Genomic DNA, 16,346 nt, shown 5'->3' with positions numbered 1-16,346 from the left:
ATGTCCATGTCATCGCCGCCGTACCGTTTCCGGGCCGCGGGGTCGGAGGACCTCGCGGCCATCACCGCCATCTACAACGCCTCGGTCATCGAGGGCGGATCCACCGCCGACCTGACTCCCCGCACCTTGGAGCAGCGCCGCCAGTGGGTCGAATCCCACAAGCCGCCCTATGGGGTGTTCGTCGTAGAGGCAGCGGACGGGGGCGTCATCGCCTTCGGCGCGCTGTCGGTGTTCTACGACCGCGCCGGGTACGACGGCGTCACCGACCTCGCCTATTACATCGACCCCGCATGGCGCGGCAGGGGAGTGGGCACGTTCCTCTTGAGCCATCTCCTCGACGAGTCGAAGGACCGGGGCATGCGCAAGGCGATCGGCGTCATCTTCGCCGACAATGCCGGATCGATCGCCCTGATGCGCCGGTTCGGCTTCACCGGATTCGGCGAACTGCCCGACGCGGCCACCGATGCGAGAGGCGTGATGCACGACATGTCGTATTGGTACCTCGATCTCTAACAGGTTTCCGACGCTATGGGTACAATCCTTAAGGTTTTCACGGAACATAAGGAGTGACATGGCATCGGATTTCTGGCTGATCGCAGGACTGGGCAACCCCGGCAAGAAATATGAGGGCACGCGCCACAACATGGGGTTCATGGCCGCGGACGTGCTGGCCGAACGCTGGTCGGTGAACTTCGCCGACCACAAGGGGCTCGCGATGCTCGGCCGTTCCGTCATGAACCTCGACGGACGCACCGTCAAGTTCTTCCTTGCCAAGCCCCTGACGTACATGAACGAGTCCGGCAACGCCGTCGCCTCGATCGCCGCCTACTATCAGATCGAACCCGACCACATCGTCGTCATCCACGACGACATGGATCTGGAGTTCGGCCGCATCAAGGTCAAGGCCGGCGGCTCCGCGGGCGGACATAACGGCATCAAGTCCATCGACCGCTCCCTCGGCACGCCCAAGTACGCGCGCGTGCGCATGGGCGTCGGCCATGCCAAGCGCGGCGCCAACGCGCACGACAACACCGTCAACTGGGTGCTCGGCGGCTTCGGCCCCGACCAGCGCAAGCAGCTGCCCGACTTCCTCGCCGACGGCGCCGACGCCGCCGAGGAGATCATCTTCCACGGACTGGCCAGGACCCAGGAGAAGTTCAATGGCCGCTGAGTCCGGCGTCACTCCCGAGCAGACCCTCGTCAACGGCTCGCTCGCCGGCATCCTCGAATCCCTCACCCGCGACCCCGTCTTCGGCAAGGTCGTCTCCGGCGGCATCGACGAGACCGACGACGTCGACGGTTCGATCGTCGTCGGCGCGCCCGAAGGCGTCCGTCCGGCCATCGCCGCCGCCATCGCGCAGGGCGGGGCCGTCAAGCCCCGCCCGGTCGTGCTCGTCGTCGCCTCCGGCCGCGAGGCCGAGGAGATGGTCGGCTCCCTGCGCTCCTGGTACGACGGCGATCCGAACGACATCGCCCAGCTCGAGGCGTGGGAGACGCTGCCGCACGAGAGGCTCAGCCCCCGCGCCGACACGGTCGCCGGCCGCATGGCCGTCTTCCGCAGGCTGAGGCATCCGAGCGACACGGATCCGATGTTCGGCCCCGTCCGCATCCTCGTCATGCCGGTCCGCTCGCTCATCCAGCCGGTCGTCTCGGGTCTCGCCGACGTCGAACCGCTCGTCTTCACGCGGGGGCAGGACCTGCCTCTTGACGAGGCCGCGAAACGTCTGATCGAGAACGCGTACACGCGCGTCGATCTCGTCATGGACCGCGGCGAGTTCGCGGTGCGCGGCGGCATCCTCGACGTGTTCCCGCCGACCGCCCCGCATCCGGTGCGCATCGAGTTCTTCGGCGACGAGATCGACCAGATCAAGGAGTTCCACGCCTCCGACCAGCGCACGTACGGCGATGGCCTCAAGACCATCTGGGCGACGCCCTGCCGCGAGCTGCAGCTCACCGACAAGGTGCGCGCCCGCGCCAAGGCGCTGATCGGGTCGATCCCGAACGCCGAGGACATGCTCGAATCCATCGCCAACGCGATTCCCGTCGAAGGCATGGAATCGCTGATGCCGGCGCTGATCGACGACATGGAGCCCGTCTCCGCCATGCTGCCCGGGACGGCCGTCATCCTCCTGTCCGATCCGGAGAAGCTGCGCCGTGCCGCCGACGATCTGACCAAGACAGCCAACGAGTTCCTCGCGGCCAGCTGGCACGTCGCCGCCTCAGGTCACGGCGCGGGCGCCCCGATCAGCTTCGACCAGGCGAGCTTCCTCGACTTCGAGGAGACCGTGCGCAGCCTCAACCTCACCGGTCACGACGTCATCGACCTGACCAGCTTCACCGTCGACTCCACACGTCCCGGCCACGTGCAGATCGACGCCAAGAACCCGGCCGAGTACCGCGGCGACGAGTCGAAGGCGGCCGCCGGCATCGAAGGCCTGATCGACGAGGGGCTCAAGGTCGTCATCACCGCGGGCGCGAAGGGCACGCTCGCGCGTCTCAAGCGCGCCATCAACGAGACCGGCATCACCCGCTTCGAGACGATCCGCTCGCAGGCGCTCGACGGCTTCGTCGATCGGAGCGCCGGCGTCGCGCTGCTCACCGAACGCGATCTGACCGGCCGCACGTCGGCCGTGGGCGTCGCGAAGACGCCGAAGCGCCGTCGCAAGGCCATCGACCTGATGGAGCTCAAGGCCGGCGACTACGTCGTACACGAGCAGCATGGCATCGGCCGGTTCGTCGAGATGCGCCAGCGCACGATCGGCACCGGCGCCAACAGGACGACGCGCGAGTACCTCGTCATCGAATACGCGCCGAGCAAACGCGGCGCCCCGCCGGACAAGCTGTTCATCCCCACCGACCAGCTCGATCAGGTCAGCAAGTACATCGGCGCCGAAACCCCGAAGCTCAACAAGCTCGGCGGCTCCGACTGGGCGGCCACCAAGGCGAAGGCGCGCAAGCACGTGCAGGAGATCGCCGACGATCTGGTCAAACTGTATTCGGCCCGTCAGCGCACGCCCGGATTCGCGTTCAGCCCGGACACGCCGTGGCAGAAGGAGCTGGAGGACGCGTTCCCGTATCAGGAGACGCCCGACCAGCTGACCACCATCGACGAGGTCAAGGCCGACATGGAGAAGCCTCGCCCGATGGACCGTCTGATCTGCGGCGACGTGGGCTTCGGCAAGACCGAGATTGCGGTGCGCGCCGCGTTCAAGGCCATCCAGGACGGCAAGCAGGTGGCCGTGCTCGTGCCCACCACGCTGCTCGTCCAGCAGCATTACGAGACGTTCACCGAACGCTACGAGGGATTCCCCGTCACCGTCAGGGCGATGAGCCGCTTCCAGAAGCCCAAGGAGATCCAGGAGACCATCGACGGACTCGCTTCGGGCGGCGTCGACATCGTCATCGGCACGCACAAGCTGCTCAACCCGAAGATCAAGTTCAAGGATCTGGGACTCGTCATCATCGACGAGGAGCAGCGATTCGGCGTCGAACACAAGGAGACGCTCAAAGCCCTGCGCACCAACGTGGACGTGCTCTCGCTCTCCGCGACGCCGATCCCGCGTACCCTGGAGATGGCCGTCACCGGCATCCGCGAGATGTCGACGCTCGCCACCCCGCCGGAGGACCGTCTGCCCGTGCTCACCTACGTGGGCGCGTACGAGGACGCGCAGGTCACGGCCGCGATCCGACGCGAGCTGCTACGCGGCGGCCAGGTGTTCTACGTGCACAACCGCGTCGAGGACATCGCGCGCGTGGCGGACAGGATCCACACGCTCGTGCCTGAGGCGAAGGTCTCCGTCGCGCACGGCAAGATGGGGGAGAAGCAGCTCGATCAGGTGATCCGCGACTTCTGGCATCGCGACATCGACGTGCTCGTGTGCACGACGATCATCGAGACCGGACTTGACATCTCGAACGCGAACACGCTGATCGTCGATCATGCGGACCGCTTCGGCCTCTCCCAGCTGCACCAGCTGCGTGGTCGCGTCGGCCGCGGCCGCGAACGCGCGTACGCGTACTTCCTGTACGATCCGAGCCGGACGCTCACCCAGCAGTCGCACGACCGTCTCGCCACGATCGCGCAGAACACGGCGCTCGGCTCCGGCTTCGACGTGGCGATGAAGGATCTGGAGCTGCGCGGCACCGGCAATCTGCTCGGCGACCAGCAGTCCGGACACATCGAGGGTGTCGGATTCGACCTGTACGTGCGCATGGTCTCCGAGGCGGTCGAGGCGTACAAGGAGCCGGACAAGGCTTCCGAACCGGTCAACGTGTCCATCGACCTGCCCGTCGAGGCGTCGATCCCGGTCGACTACATCGACTCGGACAAGCTGCGTCTCGAGGCGTACCGCAAGCTCGCCGCCGCCCGCGACGAGCAGGACCTCAAGGAACTCGCCGAGGAGCTCACGGACCGCTACGGTCCGCTGCCGGAAGAGTTCGAGATGCTCTTCGGCGTGGCGAGGCTCAAGTTCAAGGCGCGAAAGCTCGGCATCTCGGAGATCCTTGCGCAGTCGAACCGTCTGCGCATCGGCCGCGTCGACCCGCCCGAGTCGATCCTGATGCGCATGTCGCGCATCTACAAGGGATTCCAGTACCGTCCGGTCACGCACCAGATGATCATCCCGACCCCGTTCGCCGGCACTCTCGGCGGCAAACCCATGCCCGGCGAGCAAGTCATGGACTGGGTGAGCGACCTCCTCAACGACCTCGCATGGACACCGGCGTCAAGCAAACGGCAGAGCCGTTTGTAGCCGGTGTGCGAGGCGACAGCCGAGCCGGCAAGACGCGCGCGTAGCGTGTCCGAAGTTGCCGGACCACCGGCGTCAAGCAAACGGCGATGATCATTCTGCCTTGTCCGCGATGCCGAGCCGGGCGACCAGCGAGTCGGTGAGGGCGAACGAGCCGTCGGTGTTCCTTGAGACGGACGGCTCCTTCGCCGTCCGTCCCGTCACCGGGAACACGCTCAACGCCGGCGTCATCTCGTAATATCCGTCTGCTTCCCCGGCTCCCGCGTCGAGGAAGAACACGTATCGTTCGCCGACCGTGAGTTTGCCCGCGCCGGACCTCTCGGCCGTGTATCCCCGGATGACGATGGTCTCGCCCGCAGGAGGCGGGTCGATCCGATCGGTCTGTTCCTCATCGTCTGCCGGGAGATCTCCTGCCGAAGCGCCGCCGAGCACCACGGCGTTGATCACCGTGTCGTAGCCGGCGGCGTCGGTGTCGCCGCCCGCCCCGTCCGGCGCGGTGCATCCGGTGATCATCACATATGCGATGACGTCCGACGCCTGCTCCAGTTCGTCCAGCGAGTCGTACCACGGCCAGTCGTATTGCGCGTCCGACTTCTGGCCGGTGCAGTACTCGTTGTCGACCAAGACGCCGCTGTGCTCCTCGGCGCATCCCGTCAGGGCGGCGAGGCACAGGACGGCCGCCATCGTCGCGCCGATCGCTCTTGTAATGGTGCCGGTTGTCGTTTTCGGGCCTGTCCGACCGGTTGCGTGCCTCATCGCCGTCTCCCTTCAGCGCGCGGATGGGTGGCATCTGCGTTGATGCCGTTCTCTTTCCATTATCCCGCGGCATGCACGTTTCCCCGCCTCGTATGCATGCAGCCATCACGCGGTGTGAGAGTACATGAAGCGGTGAAATACCCATCAAGCGGTGACCGCATTTTGTGAATTGGCGGAATTAAGCCGTTTTGCGTCACCGCGTCATGGACCAAACACCGCTCCATGGGGATTTCACCGCGTGATGTGGCGCGTTACCGTGGGATGGAACGCCCGCGGGAGACACCGACGGAATTACAGGATCGTCTCCATGCCGATTTTGTAGGGCTTCAGGCCCATGGCCTCGTAGAACGCCTGCGCGCCGGGGTTGCACGACCACACGTTGAGGGTCACGTTGTAGCAGCCGTTCGCCTTGGCGAAGTCGAGCACGTGCCGGTAGACCGCAGTGCCGACGCCTCGCCCGCGCGCCGCCTCGTCGACGCAGATGTCGTCGATGTAGAGCGTCGTGAGGTCGGTCAGGACATGATTGTGCTGCGGGCGCTGGAACACGCAGAAGGCGTAGCCGAGCAGCGTCGCGTCGTCATCGTCCGAGAAGACGCCGAACACGGGCGTCTCGTCATCCGAGACGATATGAGCCAGCTCCTCGTCCGTGTACTTCGTTGTGTTCGGCCTGAACAGGTCGGGCCGTCCGTTGTGGTGCACGTCGGCGACCTGACGCAGTAGCCTGTGCAGTTCGGGGATGTCGCGCTCCTGCGCGCGGCGGATATGCGATTCGTCCATATGGTCCAGTGTACCGATCGTATATCGGTGAGACGGCATTTCGCACCGGGGCACGCATCCATCGGCCACCCCCTCAGACCCGTTTCACGGGCCGGCTCCGCTGATAAGAGGTGCTTGAATCTGATCGTCGGATGCTTGGCTTTGCCATCATGTCCTTACCTCATCCAGACGAACGGCGAGGTAACATTAGGCGTAGTTTTGGTGTATTTCCAATGACTGTGAGCGCTCACAACACGCTTTGCGCCCCTCTTGCGCGTAGTCCACAAATCGCACTATTCTTGACGATGTCATCACAACATAACGTTAAAGGAGCAGTTGTGGCAGCAATTGAAAGCGTGTACGCGCGTCAGATTCTCGATTCCCGCGGCAACCCGACCGTCGAGGTCGTTCTCGACACCGAGGATGGCGCCCGTGGTCTTGGCCTAGTTCCGTCCGGCGCCTCCACCGGTGAGGCCGAGGCTTGGGAGCGTCGTGACGGCGACAAGTCCGTCTACGGCGGCAAGGGTGTTCTCAACGCGGTCAAGGCCGTCAACGAGGAGATCGCTCCGAAGGTCATCGGTCTGGACGCTTCCGACCAGCGCGCGCTCGATGATCTCATGATCGAGCTCGACGGCACCCCGAACAAGGGCCGTCTCGGCGCCAACGCCATCCTCGGCGTCTCCCTGGCCGCCCTGTACGCCTCCGCCGAGTCCGCGGACCTGCCGCTGTACCGCTACATCGGCGGCACCAACGGCCACATCCTGCCGGTCCCGAACATGAACATCATGAACGGTGGCGCCCACGCTGACTTCGCCACCGACATCCAGGAGTACATGATCTCCCCGTACGGCTTCGACTCCTTCCACGAGGCCCTGCGCGCCGGCGTCGAGGTCTACCACACCCTCAAGAACGTTCTGAAGAAGGAAGGCCTGAACACCGGCCTCGGCGACGAGGGCGGCTTCGCCCCGAAGCTGAAGTCCAACAAGGACTCCCTGAACTACATCGTCGACGCCATCTCCGCCGCCGGCTACGAGCCGGGCAAGCAGATCGGCATCTGCCTCGACGTGGCCTCCTCCGAGTTCTACAACAAGGAGACCGGCCTGTACCACTTCGAGGGCGACGAGCGCGACGCCGAGTACATGCTCGACTTCTACGAGCAGCTCATCGACGAGTACCCGATCGTCTCCATCGAGGACCCGTATCAGGAAGAGGGCTGGGACGACTGGGCGAAGATCACCGCCAAGCTCGGCGACCGCCTCCAGTTCGTCGGCGACGACCTGCTGGTCACCAACCCGAAGCGTCTGCAGAAGGGCATCGATCTGGGCGCGGCCAACTCCCTGCTGGTCAAGCTCAACCAGATCGGCTCCGTCACCGAGACCCTCGACGCCATCGAGCTGGCCACCGCCAACGGCTTCACCTCCATGGTCTCCCACCGTTCCGGCGAGACCCCGGACACCACCATCTCCGACCTCGCGGTTGCCAAGAACACCCGCCAGATCAAGACCGGTGCCCCGGCCCGTGGCGAGCGCGTTGCCAAGTACAACCGCCTGCTCGAGATCGAGGAGGAGCTCGGCTCCACCGCTCAGTACGCCGGCTACAGCGCCTTCAAGGCCTGCAAGAAGTACATCGCCAAGTGAGTCTGTGACTCGCCGAGCCGTACTCCGGCCGACTGAATAAGTCATCAGGTACCCGTCGCATTCGCCCGTCGAATGCGACGGGTATTTTTATATGCCATGAGCACACGGAACCGAAGCACACCGAAGGACGGCAAGGCCTCGAACGTGAAGAAGCGCCAGCGCTCGGGCAACTTCGGACCGATCGCCTTCTTCGTCTCGCTGTTCATCGTGGCGGTCGGAGCGATCCAGCTCGTCTCCACGTTCAACACCTACGCCACCGATCTGGCGCATCTCAACAGTCTCAAGCGCGAGGAGGCCGCGCTCATCGCCCAGAAGCAGGAGCTCGAGAACAACATCTCCCGCTGGAACGACAAGAACTATGTGGCGGCTCAGGCCCGGGAACGCCTGGGATTCGTCTTCCCCGGCGAGCAGTCCGTACTCGTGCAGCATCCCGAGGCCGTGACGGGAGACGACGCGGCCGAGGACGGCACAAGCGGGGAATCGGCATCGACCGGCACGGACACGTCGAAGCAGCTGCCTTGGTACAGTGAACTGGCGTACGCGTTCAAGAAGGCCGACGAGCCGGATGATCAAAGCGATCGGAACGGCGATCAGGCCGATGGCCAGTTGGACAGCAGCCAGCAGTCGAAGACCTCGAACAACCAGGACACGAAGGGACAGTAAGCAGTGAGCCACATCGATCCGTCCGCTCTGGCGGACGCCATCCTCGAGCACCCCGCCACCGACGAGGACTACGCCATCGTCGAACGGCAACTCGGACGCTATCCGCGCGGCATGGTCGCCGTGGGCGCCCGATGCGCGTGCGGCAGGCCGCTCGCGGTCGTCACGAGACCCCTGCTGCCCGGTGGCGTACCGTTCCCGACCACCTGCTATCTGACCAGCCCCGAGGCCGTCAAGGCCGCCTCGCATGTCGAGGCCGACGGCGCGATGCGCGACTACACCGAACTGGTCGAGCATGACGAGGACGTGAAGGCCGCCTACGAGCATGCCCACCGGTACTATCTCGCGTTCCGTCACGAGATCGCGGTGAAGCTCGGCGACAGCGAGGAGCACATCGAAGGCACCTCCGCCGGCGGCATGCCCGTGCGCGTCAAGTGCCTGCACGCGCTCATCGCCCAGTCCCTCGTCATGGGCCCCGGCGCCAACCCGATCGGCGACATGGTCCTCGAGCGCGTCAGGGACGAGTTCGATCCGTCCGTATGCCGCTGCAGCGTGGAGTGACGCGGGGCGTCGGCAGACAAAGCAACGGCAAAGCACATAGCATAACCCACTACAGGAAGGGCTCATCATGGGCAAGGCGGTAACCGTCGCAGGCGTCGACTGCGGCACCAACTCCATCCGGCTCAAGGTCGTGCGCGTCGACGAACACGGCATGACCGAGATCGTGCCGCGCGTACTGCGCGTCATCCGTCTCGGACAGGACGTCGACAAGACCCATCGATTCGCCGACGAGGCGCTCGAACGCGCCTACACCGCCGCCCGCGAGTTCGCCGGGATCCTCGCCGACCATCCGGTCGACGGCATCCGCTTCGTCGCCACCTCGGCCACGCGCGATGCGGAGAACCGCGAGGAGTTCGAGGACGGGATCGAACGGATCCTCGGCGTGCGCCCCGAGGTCATTCCGGGCACCGAGGAGGCCGATCTGAGCTTCCTCGGCGCCACGTCCGTCGTCAACCGCGGCGATCTGCCCGCCCCCTACCTCGTCGTCGATCTCGGCGGCGGCTCGACCGAACTGGTCCTCGGCGGGGATGGCGTGAACGAACCCGCCACGCGCGTCGAGGCCGCGTTCTCGATGAACATCGGATCGGTGCGCATGACCGAACGTCACCTCAGGACCGATCCGCCCACGCAGGAGGAGATCGACGAGGCCGTCGCCGACATCGACGAGCACATCGACGAGGCGTTCCGCACCGTTCCGGCCGGCCGCACCCGCACCATCATCGGCGTGTCGGGCACCGTCACCACGATGACGGCGCTTGCCATGGGACTTAAGGAATACGATCACACCGCCGTCGACGGGCATCGCATGTCGATTGCGGACGCCTACGCCATCGACGACCGGTTCCTCAGGATGACCCGCGCCGAACGTCGCGAATACAAGACGATCCACCCCGGGCGCATCGACGTGGTGGGCGGCGGCGCGCTCGTGTGGAACCGCGTGCTCGCCAAGGTCAGCGAGGCTGCGAAGCGTACGCATGGCGAGACGATCGACTCGTACATCGCCAGCGAGCACGGCCTGCTCGACGGCATCGTCCTCGACTACGGTCGCCGTCTGCTCGCCGCGTAGACCGCAGTCGGAGCGCGACGCGAGCACGAGCGTACGGTAGCGTACAATAGAACGGTTGGCCCTTGCGGCCAGCGCCTCCATGGCGAAATCGGTATACGCAGTCGACTTAAAATCGATCGCTTCGGCTTGCGGGTTCGAGTCCCGCTGGAGGCACCCAAGAACCGGACGGCGGCGAACATCACCGTCAACATACGTCGCCGAAACAATGGACGGATAACCTGCTGGCAGCTTCGTTACGAGAGAAAAAGGAGAGACCCGCCATGCCGTCCAGCTGGACCACCGTCGACAAGGACACCGTCACCGGACTGCCGATCATGCTCGCGCAGAACATCATCGCCGGCACCGTGCTGAGCGTGGGGGCGATCGCCTGCTCCGGCTTCTACCTGTCGATGATCGGCAACGTGGCCTCGCTGGTGCCGTGGGCGCTCATGGTCGTGCTCGTCGCCGTCGCCTTCACCTACATCGTCGGATTCGCCCTGCTGTGGTGCGTCGAATCGTTCACGCTGCGCATGCGCGAGAAGTTCAGGCCGATCGCCTATGGTGTGGTCGGCGCGCTCGGCTACGGCGTGTGGGGCATGCTCGTGATGAGCAGCCTCATGAACTCGCTCGACCAGCCGCTCAACGGGGTCGTGCTCTCCAACGGCGACATCGCCGCCCTGACCGTCAACTACGCGGTGTTCGGCTTCATCGCCTACATGCTTGCGCAGGCGTACGGCAGGAGTTTCGCCTCGCGCAGGGGACTCGCCGTGGGGCTGCTCGTCGTGCAGATCGTGCTGGCGGCGCTCGGCATCGTCGTCGGCGCGATGATGTTCTCCGCGCTGGCCAGCTAGCCCCCGAGAAGAGACCGTCCAATCCCGTTCATCCCGTTAGTCCCATCCGTCGGATCGAAAAGGAGGATCACCATGTTCAGCGTGCTCGACATGTTCAAGATCGGCGTGGGGCCGAGCTCCTCGCACACCGTGGGGCCGATGGTCGCGGCCCACGCCTTCGTCTCCTCGATGCGGGACTCCGGTCTCATCGGCCGCACCGCCCGGATCAAGGTCACGCTCTACGGATCCCTGTCCCTGACCGGTCTGGGCCACGGCACCGACCGCGCCGTCATGGCCGGACTCGAAGGCAACGTCCCCGCCACGGTCGATACGCAGCACATGCTGCGCATCCGCGAGACCTGTGCGCTAGACGACACGCTGAACCTCGCCGGCGTCAGACGTATCGGCTTCGACTACGACCGGGATATGGTCTTCGACCGCTGGCGCCGCATGGCCGCCCACCCCAACGGCATGCGATTCCAGGCGTTCGACGACGACGGCAACCTCGTCGACGAACAGGTCTGGTACTCGATCGGCGGCGGATTCATCCGCCGTGGCGCACCCGACGATCTCATGATCGGCATCCACGACAAGCCTCCCGAGGGCACGTCGTTCGCCGACCGGGACGAGGGCTCATCCACCGACTTCGGCCTCGACGCCCCCTACCCGTTCTCCTCGGGCTCCGAACTCGTCGCCCTGTGCCGCGAACACCACCTGAGCATCGCCGAGCTCGTCTGGGCCAACGAGACCGCCACCCGCTCCGCCGTGCAGGTCCGCGCCGACATCGACACGGTGTGGAGGGTCATGCGCGAATGCGTCGACCACGGGTGCACATCCACCGAACAGTCACTGCCCGGCGGACTCGACGTGCCGCGCCGCGCGCCGCGCATGTACGAGCGGCTCGCCTCCAACTCCGACGTGCTCAAGCGCGGACGCTCCCGGCGCGACGCCGTGCTCGAATCCTCCGACGCCGCATGGGTGAACCTGTTCGCGCTTGCCGTCTCCGAGGAGAACGCCGGGGGAGGGCGCATCGTGACCGCACCCACCAACGGCTCGGCGGGCATCATCCCCGCGGTGCTCCACTACTACTGGCACTTCATGGACGACGCCAACGAGGAGGGCGTCGTCACGTTCCTGCTCACGGCAGGCGCGATCGGGTACCTGTTCAAGCGCAACGCCTCGATCTCCGGCGCCGAGGTCGGCTGCCAGGGCGAGGTCGGATCGGCCTGTTCGATGGCCGCGGCCGGACTTGCCGCCGTGCTGGGCGGGACCCCCGAGCAGGTGGAGAACGCGGCCGAGATCGGCATCGAACACAATCTGGGCCTGACCTGCGATCCGGTCGGCGGACTCGTGCAGATCCCCTGCATCGAACGCAACGCGATGGCGGCGAACACGGCGATCAACGCGGTGCGCATGGCCATGCTCGGCGACGGATCGCACATCGTCACGCTCGATCAGGCCATCGAGACGATGCGCGAGACCGGCGAGGACATGATGGCCAAGTACAAGGAGACGTCCAAGGGCGGCCTCGCGGTCAACGTAGTCGAATGCTGAACGTTCGTCGATGCGGATAATCCATGGGCCGAAACGGTGCGGACCGTGCCGTTCGGTGCTATTATGAGCGACATTATGTCCAGTCGAGGACGCCATCCAAAGGCATCCTAAGGAGGAAACCCATGGCTGATATGCCTTCCGTGCAGGCCGAGTTCGGCTCCACGCCCGTCATCGAGTTCCCGGCCACCGAAGCGCCGGCCGGTCTCAAGGTCGTCGAGGTCGTCGAGGGCGACGGTCCGATCGTCCGTCGCGGCGACACCGTCACCGTGAACTACCACGGCGTCGTGTGGGGCAAGGACAAGCCGTTCGACTCCAGCTTCGATCGTCACCAGCCGGCCAGCTTCGGCATTGGCGTCGGACAGGTCATCAAGGGATGGGATCAGACCGTGCCGGGCCACAACGTCGGTTCCCGTCTGATCGTCTCCATCCCGCCGGAGTACGGCTACGGCTCCCGTGGCGTCCCGCAGGCCGGCATCGGCGGCGGCGACACCCTGGTGTTCGTCATCGACATCATCTCCACGCGCTGAATTCGGGCCCATATAGCCGCATATCGGATTCGCTAGAAGTTTTCAGGGAAGGCGCCGGGAATGACATCCGGCGCTTTCTCGTATTGGTACGCATATCCACTTTCAAGAGAGGACAATCACGACTATGACCGAGGAAAAGACGATCCTGCTCACGCAGGAGGCCTACGACAAGATGAAGGAGGAGCTCGCCTGGCGCGAGGGCGAATACCGCGACGAGATCCTCGCCAAGGTGTCCGCGGCGCGCGCCGAGGGCGATCTGAGCGAGAACGGCGGCTATCAGGCCGCCCGTGAGGCCCAGCGCGTCAACCAGGGCCGCATCGACGAGCTCACCGTCAAGCTGCGCAACGCGAAGATCCTGACCGCTCCGCCGGAGGGCAAGGTCGGCGACGGCTCGCTGGTCACCCTCGACGTGATGGGCCGCGAGAAGGTCTTCGTGCTCGGCACGCGCGACCTCGCGATCGCGACCGACCACGACATCATCAGCCCGGAGTCGCCGATCGGCGCGGCCATCAACGGCGCCAACGCCGGCGACACCGTGAGCTACAAGGCCCCCAACGGCCGTGAGATCTCCGTGACCATCAAGGCCTCCAAGCCGCTGGTCTGATCGGCTTATTTCGGCCTATCGCAGAACCCCCGCACCTTCAGGTGGCGGGGGTTTCCATTTCCGGCGCCCTTGGCGGCTCACACCCACAGCGCCACGATCACCATGTAGATCGCGACCATGTGGCATGCGTATCCGGCGACGGTGCCGCAGTGGAAGATCTCGTGGAAGCCGAACACCTTCGGCCACGGGTCCGGCCGACGCAGCGCATAGACGATCGCGCCGAGGATATAGCACGCGCCGCCCGAGCACAGCAGGACCACGACGGCCGGGCCGGCATACGGCGAGGTCCAGAACAGCGCCATGAACGCCAGACCGTAGATGCCGAACACGATGTACACCAGCGTGTACAGCCATCGCGGCGCGTTGATCCAGATCACGTGGATGATGATCGCCACCGCCGTGCACGCCCACATCGAGATGATGATGAAGTTGCGCCAGAACGGCTGCAGCGCGAACGAGACCGGCGTGTACGTGCCGGCGATGAGCAGAAAGATGTTCACGTGATCGATGCGTCGCAGCACGTCGGTGACGCGCGGGCTCCAGTCGCCCAGATGGTAGCAGGCCGAATTGGTGAACAGCACCAGCGAGGCGACCATGAACACCGCGCACGCCCACTTGAGCCCCGCTCCTTGTGCGAGGCAGATGAGCACGATGCCGGCCGCCAGCGACAGGGGAGCGGCGACCGCATGGATCCAGCCGCGCATCGCGGGCTTCGGACGGCCGTGCACGTCGAGACGGATCTTGCGCTCGACCTCGGCCGGCGCGATGCCCTCGAGCCGTGCCGCGCGCTCCTCGCCCTTGGCGATGACGTGCTTGGCCTTGGCCTCCGCCTTCGAACGGATGCGTTCGGCCTTGAGCTTCGCCTTCAGCCGAGCCGCATCGGCCCGGGCCTTGAGCGCCTGTTCCCTCGCTTCGGTCACCGCTTGTCGCCGTGCCTGGATCTCCTCGTCGGTCATCATCGTGTCGTCGCCTCCGGACTTGTCGTGATGTTGACGTTTTCGTAACTTACGTTACCGTAACCTACGATACCGTAGGTTACGTCAAAGTCAAGCAATGATCTGCGAACATGCAGGCCTCGCGTATCGAACGCAGCCTGTTGAACGTAACCCTATCGAACCGTGCGACGACGACGAGGAACGGCATGCGTATGATGGACGCATGGCAGATTTCTCACAGATACTCGCAACGCGCCCTGACCTCGATGACAGGGATCGCGAATGGCTGCACCAGCTGGTGGCCGACTGGCAGGTGATCGCCGACCTGAGCTTCGCCGACCTGCTGCTCATCATGCAGAACGGCGACGGCAGGTACGTGGTGGCGGAACAGTGCCGTCCCTCCACGGTGATGACCCTGCGCACCGACGACGTCGTCGGCGACATCATGCCCGAATCGATGACCGGCGAGCTCGACGCCGCCATGGAATCGGCGGTCGTCTTCCGCTCCACGGTGCTCAGGACCGTCGGCAAGTCCACCGTGTGCAACGTCTACGCTCCCGTGCGCCACAACGGCAAGACCCTGGGCCTCGTCGTGCGTGAGACCAACATGGCCACCCGCGAATCCAACGGCCGCTACGAATCCGAAAGCATCAACGCGGGCAAGCAGCTCTACGAGATGATCCCCCGCGGACAGTTCCCGTACTCCGATTCGGTGATGAGCCAACGCCATGTCGCGCGCGTCGCCGACGGCTTCATCGTCCTGACGATGGACGGCGTCGTACGCTACGCCTCGCCCAACGCCATCAGCTGCTTCCGCCGTCTGGGTCTGCTCATCACCATGCAGGGCCACTACCTGAGCGAACTGGGCACCGATCTGCTCGAGGAGCAGAAGGAGCAGGTCGACGAGCAGCTGCCGCTCGTGCTCAGCGGCAAGGCCGCCGTCGACTCCGAGATCACGACGAAGCGCTCCGCCGTCTCCGTGCGCTCGCTGCCGCTGTATGACATGAACGGACGTGTCGGCAGCATCGTGCTGTGTCGGGACGTCACCGAGCTGCGCCGGCGCGAACAGGAGCTGCAGACCAAGGACGCGGCGATCTCCGAGATCCACCACCGCGTGAAGAACAACCTGCAGGCCGTCTCCGCGCTGCTGCGACTGCAGGCGCGCAAGACCAAGTCCGAGGAGGTGCGCAAGGAGCTCAAGGAGGCGCAGCGCCGCGTACAGACCATCGCGATGGTGCACGAGGGGCTGAGCCAGACCGTCGACGAGGTCGTGGACTTCGACAAGGTGATCGCCGGGCTGCTCAAGATGGCCGTGGACGTGGCCACGATGCGCGACCAGCACATCTCCATCGACTTCGTCGGCAAGTTCGGCATGATGCCCGCCCAGGACGCGACGCCTCTGTCGCTGGTCCTCACCGAGCTCATCACCAACTCCGTCGAACACGGGTTCGAGGGACGCACGCAGGGCCATATCACAATCTCCGTGGGCCGTTCCGGCTCGAATCTCAACGTGGTCGTGGAGGATGACGGCACCGGTCTCGGCTCTGAATCGCAGGGCGGCATGGCCAAGTCCTCCGGTTCCGGCCTCGGCACGCAGATCATCAACACCTTCGTGACCAACGACTTCGGCGGCACCGTCAACTGGGAGCCCCGCCGCGGCGGCGGCACCCGAGTGGTCCTCAACATGATCCTCAGGGCCGCTCAGGCGGAGTAAGTAAGTAAAAACCAAGGGG

General features: G+C 65.2%; 15 protein-coding genes and 1 tRNA gene. 13 read left to right on the top strand and 3 right to left on the bottom strand.

All coding sequences use genetic code 11. The features are described from left to right. The 3 genes from EMB92_RS07815 to mfd are packed head-to-tail and all read left to right on the top strand — an operon-like array spanning nt 1 to nt 4,751. Nucleotides 1-513, top strand: a complete 513-nt coding sequence (locus tag EMB92_RS07815; protein ID WP_223847636.1) for a GNAT family N-acetyltransferase — start codon at nt 1-3, stop codon at nt 511-513. Nucleotides 514-571: 58 nt separating this feature from the next. Continuing rightward, entirely contained in the window at nt 572-1,171 is a 600-nt protein-coding gene (gene pth, locus EMB92_RS07810; protein WP_043165427.1) for an aminoacyl-tRNA hydrolase, read from the top strand. Further along, on the top strand, nt 1,161-4,751 hold the full coding sequence (gene mfd / locus EMB92_RS07805; protein ID WP_150394412.1) for a transcription-repair coupling factor: 3,591 nt from the start codon (nt 1,161-1,163) through the stop codon (nt 4,749-4,751). The genes pth and mfd overlap by 11 nt, the downstream gene beginning before the upstream one ends. 90 nt (nt 4,752-4,841) lie before the next feature. Here the strand turns inward: mfd and EMB92_RS07800 are convergent, their stop codons facing one another. Both EMB92_RS07800 and EMB92_RS07795 read right to left on the bottom strand, forming a co-directional pair. Further along, nucleotides 4,842-5,504, bottom strand: a complete 663-nt coding sequence (locus EMB92_RS07800; protein WP_150394411.1) for a hypothetical protein — start codon at nt 5,502-5,504, stop codon at nt 4,842-4,844. A gap of 291 nt (nt 5,505-5,795) precedes the next feature. Beyond that, nucleotides 5,796-6,281 (bottom strand): GNAT family N-acetyltransferase, encoded by a 486-nt coding sequence (locus EMB92_RS07795; RefSeq protein ID WP_107043359.1) that lies wholly within the window; start codon nt 6,279-6,281, stop codon nt 5,796-5,798. A 317-nt stretch (nt 6,282-6,598) separates the two neighbouring features. Here EMB92_RS07795 and eno point away from each other — a divergent pair, with 317 nt between their 5' ends. From eno to EMB92_RS07750, 9 genes are all read left to right on the top strand, one after another. Beyond that, nucleotides 6,599-7,897: a phosphopyruvate hydratase gene (gene eno / locus EMB92_RS07790; RefSeq protein WP_043165421.1), complete on the top strand. Its 1,299-nt coding sequence runs from the start codon at nt 6,599-6,601 to the stop codon at nt 7,895-7,897. 72 nt (nt 7,898-7,969) lie between these two features. Further along, on the top strand, nt 7,970-8,560 hold the full coding sequence (locus EMB92_RS07785) for an FtsB family cell division protein (RefSeq protein ID WP_395951950.1): 591 nt from the start codon (nt 7,970-7,972) through the stop codon (nt 8,558-8,560). A gap of 3 nt (nt 8,561-8,563) precedes the next feature. Next, nucleotides 8,564-9,118: a DUF501 domain-containing protein gene (locus EMB92_RS07780; RefSeq protein ID WP_150394409.1), complete on the top strand. Its 555-nt coding sequence runs from the start codon at nt 8,564-8,566 to the stop codon at nt 9,116-9,118. Nucleotides 9,119-9,185: 67 nt separating this feature from the next. Continuing rightward, nucleotides 9,186-10,184: a Ppx/GppA phosphatase family protein gene (locus EMB92_RS07775; RefSeq protein ID WP_150394408.1), complete on the top strand. Its 999-nt coding sequence runs from the start codon at nt 9,186-9,188 to the stop codon at nt 10,182-10,184. 73 nt (nt 10,185-10,257) lie between these two features. Next, a tRNA-Leu gene (locus EMB92_RS07770) sits at nt 10,258-10,337 on the top strand. A 107-nt stretch (nt 10,338-10,444) separates the two neighbouring features. Continuing rightward, nucleotides 10,445-11,014, top strand: coding sequence for a cadmium transporter (locus tag EMB92_RS07765; protein ID WP_150394407.1), 570 nt, complete (start codon nt 10,445-10,447; stop codon nt 11,012-11,014). Nucleotides 11,015-11,086: 72 nt separating this feature from the next. Then, the gene (locus EMB92_RS07760) at nt 11,087-12,547 is read left to right on the top strand and encodes an L-serine ammonia-lyase (RefSeq protein ID WP_150394406.1); all 1,461 of its coding nucleotides are present in this window, start codon (nt 11,087-11,089) and stop codon (nt 12,545-12,547) included. Between the two features lie 122 nt (nt 12,548-12,669). Next, nucleotides 12,670-13,074: an FKBP-type peptidyl-prolyl cis-trans isomerase gene (locus EMB92_RS07755; protein WP_043165408.1), complete on the top strand. Its 405-nt coding sequence runs from the start codon at nt 12,670-12,672 to the stop codon at nt 13,072-13,074. Between the two features lie 124 nt (nt 13,075-13,198). Then, entirely contained in the window at nt 13,199-13,678 is a 480-nt protein-coding gene (locus EMB92_RS07750; RefSeq protein ID WP_043165406.1) for a GreA/GreB family elongation factor, read from the top strand. 77 nt (nt 13,679-13,755) lie between these two features. On the opposite strand, the gene trhA is transcribed toward EMB92_RS07750, so the two are convergent. After that, nucleotides 13,756-14,634, bottom strand: coding sequence for a PAQR family membrane homeostasis protein TrhA (gene trhA, locus EMB92_RS07745; RefSeq protein WP_190973628.1), 879 nt, complete (start codon nt 14,632-14,634; stop codon nt 13,756-13,758). 202 nt (nt 14,635-14,836) lie between these two features. Between trhA and EMB92_RS07740 the strand changes: the two genes are divergently transcribed. Continuing rightward, nucleotides 14,837-16,327, top strand: a complete 1,491-nt coding sequence (locus EMB92_RS07740) for a sensor histidine kinase (protein ID WP_043165404.1) — start codon at nt 14,837-14,839, stop codon at nt 16,325-16,327. The last annotated feature ends 19 nt before the right edge of the window (nt 16,328-16,346 follow it).

This window comes from Bifidobacterium callitrichos, from assembly GCF_008698085.1.
Taxonomy (GTDB): domain Bacteria; phylum Actinomycetota; class Actinomycetes; order Actinomycetales; family Bifidobacteriaceae; genus Bifidobacterium; species Bifidobacterium callitrichos.
The sequence above is the reverse complement of the archived record's forward strand: the minus strand, read 5'-3'. Positions and strand labels throughout refer to the sequence as shown.

What these genes read in the sequence shown, in the direction of transcription:
- EMB92_RS07765 (WP_150394407.1), top strand. Translation starts at nt 10,445, where the DNA reads ATGCCGTCCAGCTGGACCACCGTCGACAAGGACACCGTCACCGGACTG.
- pth (WP_043165427.1), top strand. Translation starts at nt 572, where the DNA reads ATGGCATCGGATTTCTGGCTGATCGCAGGACTGGGCAACCCCGGCAAG.
- EMB92_RS07750 (WP_043165406.1), top strand. Translation starts at nt 13,199, where the DNA reads ATGACCGAGGAAAAGACGATCCTGCTCACGCAGGAGGCCTACGACAAG.
- EMB92_RS07775 (WP_150394408.1), top strand. Translation starts at nt 9,186, where the DNA reads ATGGGCAAGGCGGTAACCGTCGCAGGCGTCGACTGCGGCACCAACTCC.
- EMB92_RS07795 (WP_107043359.1), bottom strand. Translation starts at nt 6,281, where the DNA reads ATGGACGAATCGCATATCCGCCGCGCGCAGGAGCGCGACATCCCCGAA.
- EMB92_RS07815 (WP_223847636.1), top strand. Translation starts at nt 1, where the DNA reads ATGTCCATGTCATCGCCGCCGTACCGTTTCCGGGCCGCGGGGTCGGAG.
- mfd (WP_150394412.1), top strand. Translation starts at nt 1,161, where the DNA reads ATGGCCGCTGAGTCCGGCGTCACTCCCGAGCAGACCCTCGTCAACGGC.
- EMB92_RS07740 (WP_043165404.1), top strand. Translation starts at nt 14,837, where the DNA reads ATGGCAGATTTCTCACAGATACTCGCAACGCGCCCTGACCTCGATGAC.
- EMB92_RS07785 (WP_395951950.1), top strand. Translation starts at nt 7,970, where the DNA reads ATGCGACGGGTATTTTTATATGCCATGAGCACACGGAACCGAAGCACA.
- trhA (WP_190973628.1), bottom strand. Translation starts at nt 14,634, where the DNA reads ATGACCGACGAGGAGATCCAGGCACGGCGACAAGCGGTGACCGAAGCG.
- EMB92_RS07800 (WP_150394411.1), bottom strand. Translation starts at nt 5,504, where the DNA reads ATGAGGCACGCAACCGGTCGGACAGGCCCGAAAACGACAACCGGCACC.
- EMB92_RS07760 (WP_150394406.1), top strand. Translation starts at nt 11,087, where the DNA reads ATGTTCAGCGTGCTCGACATGTTCAAGATCGGCGTGGGGCCGAGCTCC.
- EMB92_RS07755 (WP_043165408.1), top strand. Translation starts at nt 12,670, where the DNA reads ATGGCTGATATGCCTTCCGTGCAGGCCGAGTTCGGCTCCACGCCCGTC.